The organism is Umezawaea sp. Da 62-37 (assembly GCF_032460545.1).
In the GTDB taxonomy this organism is placed as follows: domain Bacteria; phylum Actinomycetota; class Actinomycetes; order Mycobacteriales; family Pseudonocardiaceae; genus Umezawaea.
Genome location: NZ_CP135965.1, coordinates 5,678,786 through 5,692,602, shown reverse-complemented (window position 1 = coordinate 5,692,602; position 13,817 = coordinate 5,678,786). Strand labels below are relative to the sequence as shown.

General features: G+C 69.9%; 13 protein-coding genes. 6 read left to right on the top strand and 7 right to left on the bottom strand.

The features are described from left to right. Positions 1-139 precede the first annotated feature (139 nt). Both RM788_RS26080 and RM788_RS26075 read right to left on the bottom strand, forming a co-directional pair. Positions 140-1,666, bottom strand: a complete 1,527-nt coding sequence (locus RM788_RS26080; protein ID WP_315934406.1) for a M28 family metallopeptidase — start codon at positions 1,664-1,666, stop codon at positions 140-142. Between the two features lie 65 nt (positions 1,667-1,731). Continuing rightward, the gene (locus RM788_RS26075; protein WP_315934405.1) at positions 1,732-2,379 is read right to left on the bottom strand and encodes a GNAT family N-acetyltransferase; all 648 of its coding nucleotides are present in this window, start codon (positions 2,377-2,379) and stop codon (positions 1,732-1,734) included. Between the two features lie 56 nt (positions 2,380-2,435). Between RM788_RS26075 and RM788_RS26070 the strand changes: the two genes are divergently transcribed. Further along, positions 2,436-3,410, top strand: coding sequence for an NAD(P)H-quinone oxidoreductase (locus RM788_RS26070; RefSeq protein WP_315934404.1), 975 nt, complete (start codon positions 2,436-2,438; stop codon positions 3,408-3,410). A gap of 136 nt (positions 3,411-3,546) precedes the next feature. Here the strand turns inward: RM788_RS26070 and RM788_RS26065 are convergent, their stop codons facing one another. Further along, entirely contained in the window at positions 3,547-5,025 is a 1,479-nt protein-coding gene (locus tag RM788_RS26065; RefSeq protein ID WP_315934403.1) for an alpha/beta hydrolase, read from the bottom strand. Between the two features lie 104 nt (positions 5,026-5,129). Here RM788_RS26065 and RM788_RS26060 point away from each other — a divergent pair, with 104 nt between their 5' ends. Further along, positions 5,130-5,708, top strand: coding sequence for a TetR/AcrR family transcriptional regulator (locus RM788_RS26060; RefSeq protein ID WP_315934402.1), 579 nt, complete (start codon positions 5,130-5,132; stop codon positions 5,706-5,708). A gap of 76 nt (positions 5,709-5,784) precedes the next feature. Here the strand turns inward: RM788_RS26060 and RM788_RS26055 are convergent, their stop codons facing one another. From RM788_RS26055 to RM788_RS26040, 4 genes are all read right to left on the bottom strand, one after another. Beyond that, positions 5,785-7,395, bottom strand: a complete 1,611-nt coding sequence (locus RM788_RS26055; RefSeq protein WP_315934401.1) for a hypothetical protein — start codon at positions 7,393-7,395, stop codon at positions 5,785-5,787. 58 nt (positions 7,396-7,453) lie between these two features. After that, positions 7,454-8,371: a ribonuclease E domain-containing protein gene (locus RM788_RS26050; RefSeq protein ID WP_315934400.1), complete on the bottom strand. Its 918-nt coding sequence runs from the start codon at positions 8,369-8,371 to the stop codon at positions 7,454-7,456. A 188-nt stretch (positions 8,372-8,559) separates the two neighbouring features. Beyond that, a complete protein-coding gene (locus tag RM788_RS26045; protein WP_315934399.1) occupies positions 8,560-9,201 on the bottom strand; it encodes a class I SAM-dependent methyltransferase in 642 nt (213 codons plus the stop codon). Positions 9,202-9,215: 14 nt separating this feature from the next. Further along, entirely contained in the window at positions 9,216-10,415 is a 1,200-nt protein-coding gene (locus tag RM788_RS26040) for a cysteine desulfurase-like protein (protein WP_315934398.1), read from the bottom strand. A gap of 91 nt (positions 10,416-10,506) precedes the next feature. On the opposite strand from RM788_RS26040, the gene RM788_RS26035 reads away from it, so the two are divergent. From RM788_RS26035 to RM788_RS26020, 4 genes are all read left to right on the top strand, one after another. Next, positions 10,507-11,046 (top strand): bacterial proteasome activator family protein, encoded by a 540-nt coding sequence (locus RM788_RS26035; protein ID WP_315934397.1) that lies wholly within the window; start codon positions 10,507-10,509, stop codon positions 11,044-11,046. 102 nt (positions 11,047-11,148) lie between these two features. Then, positions 11,149-12,012: a class I SAM-dependent methyltransferase gene (locus RM788_RS26030; protein ID WP_315934396.1), complete on the top strand. Its 864-nt coding sequence runs from the start codon at positions 11,149-11,151 to the stop codon at positions 12,010-12,012. 59 nt (positions 12,013-12,071) lie between these two features. Continuing rightward, entirely contained in the window at positions 12,072-12,983 is a 912-nt protein-coding gene (locus RM788_RS26025) for a galactan export ABC transporter permease subunit Wzm/RfbD (RefSeq protein ID WP_315934394.1), read from the top strand. Between the two features lie 15 nt (positions 12,984-12,998). Beyond that, positions 12,999-13,814, top strand: coding sequence for a galactan export ABC transporter ATP-binding subunit Wzt/RfbE (locus RM788_RS26020; protein ID WP_315934393.1), 816 nt, complete (start codon positions 12,999-13,001; stop codon positions 13,812-13,814). Positions 13,815-13,817 lie beyond the last annotated feature (3 nt).

The window sequence follows — 13,817 nt, the reverse complement described above, 5'->3', positions numbered from 1 at the left end:
GTTGGTCCAAGACCGAAGGCTGCTCACGCGCAGTCGATCAGCTCGTCGGGCACAACGATGCCGGCTTGCTTCCCGCTGGTGACAAGCGAAAAGGCGCGTCCGGACGTGGAGTCCGGACGCGCCTTTCGCCTACCTGCTACTACGAGGTGAGGCCGTGCGAGTGGTGCTCGGCGACCTTGAAGCCCTTGGCGGCCGCGGCGCGGACCGCGGCGCGCTGGACGCGCGGCGGGACGCCGTTGACGTCCTCGGTGCTGATCGCGTAGGACGCGATCACCCAGGCGATGGCGTCGCTGTTGCGGTCGAGCGCCACGCGGTCCAGGTTGCCGAGGTTGTCGCAGGCCTGGTGGTAGCACTTGTCGTAGGCGACACCGGCGGTGCCGCCCCACTTCGCCGCCTGCGCCGGGGTCTTGATGCCCTCGGCGCCGGTGAACAGGCCGCCCGCGGGGATGCCGACGTTGATGAACTCGCCGTAGTCCGAACGGCCGGTGAAGTCGGTGCCCTCGGTCTGCACGTTCTTGCCGACGGTCAGGTAGTCGACGAACGCCTTCTCGATCTGGGCGGAGCCGTAGGGGCCCGCACCGGCGCCGGTGGCGTCGGAGTCGTCGCCGTCGTAGACGAAGTAGGCGGCGTTCGGCGAGGCGACCATGTCGAAGTTCAGGTACAGCGCGATGTCGAGCTGCTGCTCGAACGTGAGCGCCTTGACGTACTCCGTGGAGCCGATGAGGCCGAGTTCCTCGGCGCCCCACCAGGCGAAGCGGACGGCGTTGCCCACCTTGGGCTTGGAGCCCAGCTGGAGAGCGGTTTCCAGCAGTGACGCGGAGCCGGAGCCGTTGTCGTTGATGCCGGGGCCCGCCTCGACGCTGTCGAGGTGCGAACCGGCCATCACGACGTTGTCCTTGCGGCCCGTCTTGGTCTGCGCGATGACGTTGCGCGCGGTCTTGATGTCCTCGTGGAAGCGCATGTCGACCGTGGCGGACTGGCCCGCGAGGCCGAACAGCGTGGTGCCGTCGGCCTTGCTGACGCCGCCGGTGGGGATGACGCCGGGCTGGCCGAGGGTGACGCCGGAGAGCTTGCCGTCGACGTTGTTCGCGACGACCACGGCGATGGCGCCCGCGGCGGCGGCGTTGCGGTGCTTGATGTCGAACGTGCAGGCGCCGCGGCGGATCACGGCGATGGCGCCGGTGAAGTCCTGCCCCGCGAAGTCCTCGGCCTCGCAGCCGGGCGTGGCGTCCTCGGGGACGGCGCGCAGCGTGCCGGTGATCCCGCCCGCGGGCGTCTGCGGCGACTCCTCCATCGGGATGGTCTCGTAGGTCGCGGCGCCGACCTTGGTGGTGGCCGCGTCGGTGACCTGGACCGGGTAGGTGAATTCCGGCGTGGTCACGTCGAAGCCCGCGCCGCGCAGCTTGGTCGCGACGTACTCGACGCTCGCGTCGTAGCCGGGCGTGCCGACCGCGCGGGTGCCGTTGTTGCGGTCCGCCAGCCGCTGGAGGGCGATCAGGTGGCGGTTGACGCCGTCAGCGGTGACGGCCTTGGTGAGCTTGGTGGCCAGGGCGGGCCCGACGGGCTCCGCCTTGGGTCCCGCGTAGGCGGTCGGCGCGACGATGAGCGCCAGTGCGGCGGCGGCCGCGATCGCGCTCAGACCCGCGCGTCGTGTTCTTCCGGACATGATCGAAATTCCCCAATCGTTCGGATGGAGAACCATGCAAGCGCCGACTGTCCGAAATCAATCCGTCACTCGGCGGGTTCGCCCTGCGTGAGCAGACCCAGGCACCCGGACAAACCGGCCACTTCGAGCGTCCAAGCTGGCCTGATGAACCGATCGCGGGTGACGAGCAAGCGAACGTCATCACTCGCTTGCCCGCGCCTGGTGACTCTCCGCGTTCCATCCTCGACGTAGCCGAGCTTGCGGCTGACGCCCAACGACTGCGCGTTCTCGCTCCACGCCGCCGACCTGCCCCGCGTCGCCCCGAGGTGGTCGAACGCGAACATCAGCACGGCCGCGCGCATCTCGGTGCCGATGCCCTTGCCCTGGTGCCGGAGTCCGATCCACGAACCGGTGTCCACTTCCCCGGTCACCGCGAAGTCCCGCGCCGTGACCTCCTGGGTGCCGATCACCCGGCCGTCGAACCGGACCAGGAAGTTGAGGGTCCACCCCGCCGGGGCGAGCGCCGCCCGTGCCCGCCAGAAGTGCTGGAGCGCGTTGCGCCCGAGGTCCTCCGCGGGAACGTCGGTCCACGCGACGGCGAACGGCATCCGATCCGGCGGGTGGACGCCGAGGCGCGCCTCCTCGACGAGTTCGAGCAGGCCTTCGTCGTCATCCGGGCGCAGTTCGAGCCGGGGTGTGCGGAGCACGAGGTGTCGGAAGGGCCAGGCGTCCATGCCCGGTGATGTTCCCGGACCCGGCGTCCGGGCGCGACCGGATTACCGTCGAACCCATGTACGCGATCACGATTCGTGAACCAGGCGGGCCCGACGTCCTCGAGTGGACCGAGGTCCCGGACCCGACGCCGGGACCGGGCGAGGTTCTCCTCGACGTCGCCGCCGGCGCGCTCAACCGCGCGGACCTGTTGCAGCGCCAGGGCCACTACCCGCCACCGCCCGGCGCGTCGGACATCCTCGGCATGGAGTGCTCCGGCACCATCTCCGCACTCGGCGAGGGCGTCACCGACTGGAACGTCGGCGACCAGGTCTGCGCACTGCTCTCCGGCGGCGGCTACGCCGAAAAGGTCGCGGTCCCCGCCCCGCAACTACTGCCCCTGCCCGACGGCGTCGACCTGATCACCGCGGCCTCACTACCCGAGGTCGCGTGCACGGTGTGGTCCAACGTCGTCATGCACGCCGGGCTCAAGGCGGGCGAACTGCTGCTCGTCCACGGCGGCGTCGGCGGCATCGGCACCCACGCCATCCAGGTCGGCAAAGCACTCGGCGCCCGCGTCGCGGTAACCGCGGGCTCCGACGAACGCCTCGCCCGCTGCGCCGAACTCGGCGCGGACATCACCGTCAACTACCGCGAACAGGACTTCGTCACCGAGGTCAAGTCCGCCGACGTCGTCCTCGACAACATGGGCGCGAAGTACCTCGACCGCAACATCGACGTCCTCAACCTGAACGGCAGACTCGTCGTCATCGGCCTCCAGGGCGGGGTGTCCGCGGAGCTGAACCTGGGCAAGCTGATGGCGAAGCTCGGCAGCGTCTCGGGTACCCGCCTGCGCAGCAGGCCGGTCGAGGGGCCGGGCAGCAAGGGCGAGATCGTCGCCGCCGTGCGCAAGGGGCTGTGGCCGCTGATCGCGTCCGGCCAGGTGAAGCCGATCGTGCACGACGTGGTTCCGATGCGCGAGGCGGCGGCGGCGCACCGGGCGCTGGAGAGCGACGGCGACGTGTTCGGCAAGTTGCTGCTGAAGACGGACTAGGCGAACGCGTCCGGACCTCCTGCTCGACGCCGTCGGCCGAACCTGAGCGCGGCCGCTTCGGGCTCGTGACGGGCACTGGTCGTGATGGCGGGCGCCACCACGACCAGTGCCGTGACACCGTTCCGACAGGCGTCGCTCAATCCCCGCAAACAGCACCCTTGGCAGGCAGCGTGCCGGCCACGAGGTAGGCGACGATGTGGTCGCCGACGCACTGCCTGCTGTTCAGGAACCCGGTGTGGCCCTCGCCCCGGTAGGTGAGCAGCCTGCCGCCGCGCAGGGTCGAGGCCAGCGCGACCGCGTCCGGGAACGGGGTGTCCGGGTCGCCGGTGGAGCCCACCACGAGGATCGGCGGCGCGGTGCGGGCGTCGAACGGCCCGGCGAACCGGGACTTCGAGCGCACCGGCCACCGCGTGCAGGCGGTGGCGTGCGCGTGGTCGTAGCTGGGCACCGCGTAGGCGAGGGCCGGTCCGGTCAGCGGGGCGACGGCCGAGGCCCTGGCCAGCTGAGCGCGCAACCGCGCTTCGCCCATCGGGAAAAGGCGGTCGGCGCACTCGACCGAGGTGTTCGCGGCGAGCGACTGCGCGGGCGGTGCGCCCAGCAGGTCACCGGAGCGGTCCTGCTGGGCCGCGCGGAGTCCCTTGGCGATCTCGGGCCAGGCGGCCAGCCCGCCGCCCAGGGCACGCACGACGTTGAACGTGAGCAGGGCGCCGTTGCCGACGAACGCGCCGTTCGCGGCGCGCGCCGAGTCCGCGTCCAGGCTGTTCTGCAACTCCACGAACGCGGCACGCGGGTCGCCGTCGCCGAACCCGCACTCGGCAGGCGTCGCACGGCACCAGTCGAAGAGGCGACCGAGCGCCGACTCCACGGCGACGTACTGCCCGAGGTCGTACTCGTACGGCCTGTTCGCATACGTCTCCGGGTTGTAAGCACCGTCCAACGCCAACGCCCGAACCCGATTCGGGAACAGGTTCGCGTAAACGGTGCCGATGTAAGTGCCGTAGGAGATGCCGAAGTAGGTCAGCTCCTCATCACCGACCGCCTGGCGCATCAGGTCCATGTTCCGTGCGACGTACTCGGTGCCGACGAACGGCAGCAGCCGCGCGCTTTCCCGCTTGCACGCGTCGGCGAACTGCTTGCCCTGCGCCAGGGCGCAGTCGAAGCCACCCGTCGTCGGCCTGCTCGTCGCCTGCGACCACGCCTCGGTGTACTCGGCCTGCGACTGGCACGCGAGCGGCGAACTGCGTTCCACGCCTCGGGGGTCGAACCCGATGATGTCGAACCGCTCCCCCAGTTCGGCCGGGCCCGCCGCGCTGAAGGAGCGCACCAGCTCGTCGGTGCCGCCGCCGGGCCCGCCGGGGTTGAGGAACAGGGACCCGATTCGCCGTGCCGGGTCGTTGGCCTGCTTGCGGGTGACGCCGAGCCCGATCTTCTCGCCCCTGGGGTCGCGGTAGTCCAGCGGCACTTCGGCGGTGGCGCACTGGAAGCCGCCACCGCAGTCCGTCCACGTCAGCGACGGCGGGCGGGGCGCGTCGGTGTGCGCCATCGCAGGCGTGCCGCCCAGCAGCATCGCGCCCGCGATCACGCCGACCAGGGCGCGCGTGGTTGTTCTGGTCATCCTTGTGCTCCCGAATCGTCGACCGTGATCACAACGCCTCGTTCGGCGGGATCACCCTTCAACCGACGGTAGACGTACCGCGAATTACGTGAAAAAGTGCGCCGGTGGGACGACGACCGCAACCGGAGATCAAGGCGAGGCTGCTCGACGCCTGCGCCGACCACGCGCTCACGCACGGGCTGCCCGACCGGCTCGAACCGCTGGCCCGCGCCGCGGGCACCTCGACGCGCATGTTGATCTACCACTTCGGCACCCGCGACGCCCTGCTGCGCGCGGTCCTCCAGCACGCGCGGCGGCGGCAGCTCAGCACCTTCGGCGACCTGCTGCGCGTACGCCCCGACCAGCCGTACACCGTCACGCTGATGAACGCCTGGACCTTCGTCACCGGCCCGGAGGGGCAGCCCTACGTGCGGATGTTCAGCCAGTGGCGGGACAGCGCGGCGCAGCGGCTGCTGCCCGACTACGACCGGGTGACGACGACCGACTGGCTCGGACCGCTCGAAGAGGGCCTGCGCGGCATCGACCGGCCGGAACTCGCCACGTTCGTCCTCGCGGTCTTCCACGGTCTGCTCATGGACCTCGACGCCACCGGCGACAGCGACCGCACGGACCGGGCGTTCACCCACTTCCTCAGCACGCTCGACCACCAGGCCGTCCACGGGAGTCCGACCGCCGCGCGGTAGCGGGCTCGACCTCCTGAACGCACGAGAAAGCGGGGCCGGCAGATGCCGGCCCCGCCTTTGATCACCTCGTGGCTACCTAGACCCTGGCGTGCGCCTTGGCGTTGCCGCCGTCGCCCGCCGAGCCGGAGTGGCCACCGACCGTGTTGCTGTGGTTGGTCGCGTCGCCGGTGTCACCGGTCGGACCGGTGTCACCCGAGTCGCCCGAAGTCACCGCGGTGGACGACTTCGTGCCCTCGTGGTGCTTCCAACCGTCGTTCTTCCAGCTGTCGTTCTTCCAACCGGAGTGCTTCCAGCCGTTGTTGTTCCAGCCGGAGTTGTTCCAGCTGTTGCCCCAACCCGAGTCGTTCCAGCCGTGGTCGCTGCCGCGGGTCTCGGTGGTGGCCGTGTTGCCGCCGGTGGAGCCGGAGTCACCCGAGTTGCCCGAGCCGCCGGTCGTGGCGTTGTTCGAGCTGGTGGCGTTGCCGCCATCGCCCGAGTTGCCGCCGTTGCCCGCGATCGCGCTCACGTCGGTGTTGTCGTGGCTCCAGTTGTCCTGGTGGCCCCACTTGCTGCCGTGGCCCCACTTGTCCCCGTGGCCCCACTTGCTGTCGTGGCTCTGCGAGACCCACGCCATGGCGTTGCCGCCATCGCCCGCCGAACCCGAGTTGCCGCCAACGGTGTTGCTGTTGTTGGAGGCGTTGCCCGTGTTACCGGTCGCACCGGTGTTGCCCGAGTCGCCGGACGTCACCGCGGTGCTGGACTCGTCGTGGTTCCAACGGCTGCCGCCCTGGTCGAACACGACGGCGCTGTTGCCGCCGGTCGAACCCGAGTCGCCCGAGTTGCCGGAGTCGCCGGTCGTGGCGGAGTTCGAGCTGGAGGCGTAACCGCCATCGCCCGAGTTGCCGCCGTCCCCCGCGATCGCGGTCACGTCGGAGTCGCTGCCGTTGTTCCACCCGCCGTGGCCCTGCGTGCCCTCGGCCGTGGCGTTGCCGCCATCGCCCGCGGGGCCGGAGTTGCCGCCAACCGTCGTGCTGTTGTTGGAGGCGTCGCCCGTGCCCCCGGTCGCACCCGTGTTGCCCGAGTCGCCCGAGCTCACGCTCGTGCTGCACTCGGCGAGCACGCACAGCCCGTAGGCCGAGTTGCCACCGGTCGAACCCGAGTCACCGGAGTTGCCGGAGTCACCCGAGGTGGCGTTGTTCGAGCTGGAGGCGTCGCCGCCGTTGCCCGAGTCACCGCCGTTGCCGCCTTCGGCGACAGCGGAGGAGTCGCCTCCACGGGAGGAGCCGCCACCAGCCGTCGCGGAACCGCCGTCACCGGCCGGACCCGAGTTGCCGCCTGCGGTGTTGCTGTTGTTGGAGGCGTTGCCCGTGTCACCCGTCGACCCGGTGTTGCCCGAGTCGCCGGAACCGACGGTGGTGGTGCAGTCCGCCAGCACGCACAGCCCGTAGGCCGAGTTGCCGCCGGTGGAACCGGAGTTCCCCGAGTTGCCGGAACCGCCCGAGGTGGCGTTGTTCGAGCTGGAAGCGTTGCCGCCGTTGCCCGAGTCACCGCCGTTGCCCGCGATGGAGGACGTCACGGTGTTGACGACGCCTCCGAGGCCGAGCGGTCCGTTGTGGGACGTGTCGGCGCTCGCCATCGTCTGACCCAGCAGGACGAACCCGCCGGAGAGGACCGCGGCGAGCAGGCCGCGTTGGACGTACTTGTGCATGTCGAACCTTCCTGATGATCAAGCTCGGTGATCTGTCGGCTTGGTCGATCAGGTGGGGTCAACTGGGATGACTGAGGCCGTAGTCGTAGAACCACGACCAACGCGCCGGGCCACCGGTGATGGCGGTCAGGCCGGTTTCGTCCGGCTTGGTCCTCGGTGTTCCGGGGAGGTCTGCCGACGCGGAACCGTTCGAGCCGCCCGCCGAGGCGGACGTCGTCATCCCCGAGACGACGAACGGGACGTCGTGCGGCACCTCGGGCGAATCACCCCGGTGCCGCAGGACAGGCGCGGGAGCGGCCGTCGAGGTCGACGGGGGCGGTGTGGTCGCGGCCTGCGCCGAAGGACCCCACGCGGGGGTTTCCGGGGAAAGCCGTGCGTCCCTCGCGGGAGCGGCCGCCTCCGCCGGCACCGGCGGTGACACGTCGGGCACTTCCGGCACGACCGGGGTGACGGGCACCGCGGGCACCACGGGGGTGTCCGCCTGGCGCACGAGCGGCGCGGTGACGGGCCGGACGATCGGTGTCGCCACCGGGAGCGTCCTGTCCACCACCCCGACCACCGGGGCCAGCAAGGGCTCCGTCACGGGTCGAAGCGGTTCGAGCACCGGGGTCAGCACCGGCTCGACCAGGCCCGTCACGCCGCTGACAGCGGGCGCGAGCTGGTCGACCAACGGTCGCAGCGGTTCGGTCAGAGGATGAACCGCTGCGGTGACGGGGGTGAGCACCGGCTCGGCCACCGCGGTCACCCCGCTCACCACGGGCGCCAGCCGGTCGGTCACCGGAACTACGACCCGGTTCGCCACCGGGGCGATGACCTGATCGGTCACCGGTGCGACGACCTGGGAGAGGCCGCCGAGCAAACCTGGAGAACTGTCCTCATCGGCGTTCGCCGTTCCCACGGCGAGGACACCGAAGCCGATCACGAATCCGACGGAAATGAGCATTCGTCGGATAACGGTGGAACTGGTTGTCTTCATGGAATTCACCTCCCTCCACGAATCAGCACCTGTACGCAAGAACGTTCGGGCACTCCTCCGGGTAGGTTCACCCGGAAGTGGAAAGAAATGCTTCGTCCCAGCTCAGCCGACCTAAACTTTTTTCAAACCCGCATTCCGCAATTACTCTACGAATGGGTAACCCGACGGGCGCGCACTCTGGGTGATCATCAGTCGATCGCGGTGGCGGTGGCCAGCGACGTGCGCGGAGTGGTGCGGAAGCGCAACGAGAACTCCTCCGCCCAGCGCACCAGCACGGCCTGCTCACCCGGCCGGTCGGCGTCGTCCACGAGCACCGCGGCGCCGGGCGCGAGCACCGCCCGCAGCACCGGCAGCGCGGGGTACCGGGCGTCGCCGAGCGACGGCCCGTCCACCAGCAGCAGGTCCACCAGCCCGAAGCGGCCGACGAAGTCGGACACCTCGTCGTGCACCAGCTGCGGGGCGTACCAGGTCGCCGTGCCCAGCGCGGCCGGGTGGACCTCCAGCGGGGCGTGCACGACCCGTGCCACCCGCCCGAGGCCCTCGCGGCGCAACTGGCTCGCCACGAACGCGGCCGTGCGCTCGTCGTGCTCGATGGACAGCAGGTGCCCGAACCCGCGCCTGGCCAGGAAACGGGCCAGGATCACCGACGACGAGCCGCACCCGCACTCCACGAGGACCGTGCGCGACCCGAGCAGGATCTCGTCGACCACCGCCGCGAGCGCCGCGGGCCGCAGCTCCTGCGCCGTGACGGGCAGGTAGTCGGACATGATCGGCGCCAGCCGCTGCAACGCCGCCAGGTCGGCGATCTCCCTTGCCAGCGAGTCGTCCACCAGGCCCCCTCGCCCTATCCCAGCTCGGCGACCGCCCGCACGAGTTGGTCCACTTCTACCGCGTTCGTGTAGTGCGCGAGGCCGACTCGGATAGCACCACCCACTTCGCCCACACCGAGCACCGAGAAAACCCCGTGCTGGCCGGGATCCGCGAACGCGCAGACGCCGCGCTCGGCCAGGTGTTCGACGCCCTCGGCGGCCTTGACGCCCGCGATCGTGAACGCCAGCGCGGGGACCCGGCGCATGGCGTCGCCGATCACCATCACGTGGCGCAGCGAGCGCAGTTCGTTGATCAGGTTGGCCAGCAGCCCGGCCTGGTAGGCCTTCACCGAGCCCAGCGACGTGAGCACGCGTTCGCGGCGCGGGCCGATGGCCGCGTCGTCCAGTCCCGCGAGGTAGTCCACCGACGCGACCAGACCGGCCAGCAGCGGGTAGGCGTGCGGTCCCAGCTCCAGCCGTTCCGGGCCGCGCGCACCGGGTTCGACCGAGCACGACGGCAGGTGGTCGAGCATCGACGCGTCGCGGAACACCAGCGCGCCGACGGGCGGGCCGCCCCAGGTGTTCGCCGAGACGGCGACGACATCGGCGTTCATCGACCTGATGTCCAGCGGCACGAACGGCGCCGCGGACGAGGCGTCCACGACGACCAGCGCGTCCCTGCGGCGGGCGGCTTCGGCGATCTTGCGGAGGTCCGGGCGGGTGCCGACGGCGCCGGAGGCCGCGGTCACCGTCACGAGCTTGCAGCGGTCGGTCACCAGCTCGTCGTACTGCCACGCGGGGAGTTCGCACGTCTCGATGTCGACCTCGGCCCACCGCACGACGCTGCCGGTCCGCTGCGCGGCGCGCTGCCACGGCGCGATGTTCCACGGGTGGTCCAGCCGCGACACCACGACCTCGTCGCCGAGGAACCAGCCGTCGGACATGGCGTCGGCGAGGCGCTGGAGCAGCACGGCGGAGTTCGGGCCGAGCACGACACCGGCGGGGTCGGCGCCCACGAGGTCCGCGATGGCCCGGCGGGCCGCGTCCACGATGGCCTCGGCGCGCTGCGAGGCGGGGAAGATGCCACCCGGCCCGGAAACCGGGGCGCGAAGTGCGGTGGAGACGGCCGTGGCCACCTGTTCGGGCACCTGCATGCCCGCCGGAGCGTCCAGGTGCACCCAGCCGTCGCCGAGCGCGGGGAAGAGACCCCGGACCCGAGCGACGTCGAACGCCATGCCGCACACCGTACGGAGGTGGACGAGTCAGCCCGCAGCAGGGGCAGGACCCGGTTGGTGCGCGTTCCGCCGATCGGGCCAGGATGGGCACATGAGCGAGGCAGGCGAGAACGAGAGGCACGTCGTGGTGGTCGGGCCGGACGGGACCCCCGTGGGCACCGCCCGGATCCCCGCCGCCGCCGACACCAACGGCGGGCAGGACGTGTCGGAGCTCGTGGAGCAACCGGCGAAGGTCATGCGGATCGGCACGATGATCAAGCAGCTCCTGGAGGAGGTGCGCGCGGCACCGCTGGACGAGGCCAGCCGCGCCCGGCTCAAGGAGATCCACAAGCGGTCCATCGAGGAGCTCGAGGACGGTCTCGCGCCGGAGCTGCGCGACGAGCTGGAACGGCTTTCACTGCCGTTCACCGAGGACGGGATCCCCTCCGACGCGGAACTGCGGATCGCGCAGGCGCAGCTGGTGGGGTGGCTGGAGGGCTTGTTCCACGGCATCCAGACCGCGCTGTTCGCCCAGCAGATGGCGGCGCGCGTCCAGTTGGAGCAGATGCGCGGCCGCGCGCTGCCCGCGGGCAGCGGTGGATTGGAAGCTCCCGAAGGCCCGCACATCTCCGGGTCTGGTCAGTACCTCTGAGTTCGGTGCAGACTGCGCCTCTTGCGCACGACGGTGACGGGTACCACCCGCACACCGATGGACGAAGCGGCGACTTTTGGTGCGCCGAGAGGAGAACCCGACGTGCTCGACCGAGTCCGCCGCACGCTGCGAGCCGAGCAGGTGCGCCGATCCCTCCGCGACAAGGTGACCAGGGCGATCGACGAGGTGGTCGGCCCGTACCACCGCGCGCAGACCGAGCGCATCGACGCTCTCCAGCGCGAGGTGGACGGCCTGCGCGAGGACGTGCGGCACCAGTCCGACCGGATCGTCGAGACCAGCAGGCAGTTCGAGATCAGGGCGCGCCGCGACCTGGTGTTCGCCGGTGAGCGCGAAGCCGCGTTGCAGAGCGCGCAGTTCGTGCGCGACCACATGCCGAGGGTGCCGCAGTTCGGCCACCCCCACCAGACCCTGGAGTTCGCGCTGGGGATGGTCGCGCAGGACGGCCTGGCGCTGGAGTTCGGCGTCTACACCGGCAGCACGCTGAAGATCATCGCCGCTTCCCGCGGCGAGAAGGACGTCTTCGGCTTCGACTCGTTCGAGGGCCTGCCCGAGGACTGGCGCAACGGCTTCCCCGCCGGGATGTTCAACGTCGAGGGGCTGCCGGACGTGCCGGGCGCCGAGCTGGTCGTCGGCTGGTTCGACGACACCCTGCCCGGCTTCCTCGAGGAGCACGAGGGGCCCGTGACCTTCCTGCACGTGGACTGCGACCTGTACTCGTCCACGAAGACCGTCCTGGACCTCGTGGGCCCCCGTTTGGTGCCCGGCAGCGTCGTGGCGTTCGACGAGTACTTCAACTTCCCCGGCTGGGAGCAGCACGAGCACCGGGCGTGGATGGAGTACGTGGAGAAGTCCGGGATCGAATTCAGCTACGAGGGGTACACCTACGACCACGAACAGGTGATCGTGAAGGTGACCAGCGTGTTGGCCGGTTCCGAAGATCGGTAACCGCTCCGTGACCGACCGGCGGCAAGTGCACCCACCTGCCGCCGGTAGTCTCAGCTCTCGTGCAACCCACGAGTACGGTCGACCGACCTGAAGCACCCCCTGCGTCCAACTCGCGCACCTTCGCGCGCGCGTTCGCCGATGTGCGAGACGCGTGGCAGCACAGGGAGCTGTGGGGGCACCTTGGCTGGCAGGACATCAAGCAGCGGTACCGGCGGTCGGTGATCGGTCCACTGTGGATCACCATCTCCATGGGATCGACCGCGCTCGCGCTGGGCCTGCTCTACTCGACGCTGTTCAACCAGGACATCGCGACGTTCCTGCCGTACGTCACGGTCGGCTTCGTGATCTGGAACTTCATCCTCGGCGTGATCACCGAGGGCACCGACGTCTTCATCGCCAACGAGGGGCTGATCAAGCACCTACCTGCGCCGATGACCGTGCACGTGCTGCGGATGGTGTGGCGCCAGCTGCTCTTCTTCGCGCACAACCTGGCCGTCTACGTGATCGTGCTGATCGTCTTCTTCCCCGCGCTGACGAAGCCCTACCACATGGAGGGCGACGACTTCATGCATCCGGGCATCACCTGGACGATCCTCCTGGTGATCCCCGCGATGGCCCTCGTCGTCATCAACGCGGTTTGGGTCGCGCTGCTGTTCGGCATCATCAGCACCCGGTTCCGGGACATCCCGCCGGTGATCAACAGCTTCATCAACCTGATCTTCTTCATGACGCCGATCGTGTGGCACACGGGTGTGCTCAACAAGGTCACGAACGGCGAAGGCAACTGGCGCATCCTGATCGCGGAGCTCAACCCGCTCTACCACTTCGTGGAGATCGTCCGGGCACCGCTGATCGGGCACGCGCAGTACTGGCACCATTGGGTGGTGGTCGGCGCGTTCACGATCGGCGGCTGGGCATTGGCATTCGTGGCGCTGCGCAACTACCGTGCCCGCGTCTCCTACTGGGTCTGAGTGAGGCCGCAAAACATGGTCAGCATCGAAGTCTGGAACGCATCGGTCGACTTCCCGATCTTCGACGCCAAGTCGAGGTCGCTGAAGAAGCTCGCCCTCGGCAAGGTCGGCGGCAAGATCGGGTCCGAGGGCCGGGTCCCCATAATCGAGGCGCTGCACGACATCACCCTCTCCATCAAGGAGGGTGACCGCGTCGGTCTCGTCGGGCACAACGGCGCGGGCAAGTCGACGCTCCTGCGGCTGCTGGCGGGCATCTACGAGCCCACCAGGGGCAGCTCCCGCATCACGGGCAAGGTCGCGCCGGTGTTCGACCTCGGCGTCGGCATGGACCCGGAGATCTCCGGGTACGAGAACATCATGATCCGCGGCCTGTTCCTCGGCATGACCCGCAAGCAGATGGAGAAGCGGGTCGACGACATCACCGAGTTCACCGAACTCGGCGACTACCTGTCGATGCCGCTGCGCACCTACTCCACGGGTATGCGCGTCCGCCTGGCGCTGGGCGTCGTGACGTCCATCGACCCCGAGATCCTCCTGCTGGACGAGGGCATCGGCGCGGTCGACGCGGCGTTCATGGCGAAGGCGCGGGACCGCCTCAAGGACCTGGTGCGGCGCTCCGGCCTGCTGGTGTTCGCGAACCACTCCGACGAGACGCTGATCGAGTTCTGCGACACGGCGATCTGGATGGACGAGGGCATGGTCAAGCAGCAGGGCTCCCTGCGCGAGGTCCTGACCGCGTACAAGGGCACGGACCCGTTCAAGTACCTCAGCCCGGAGACCCTTGCCCGCATCGGCGGCGATCCCGTGCTCAGCACGAATGGTGGCGAGTAGACC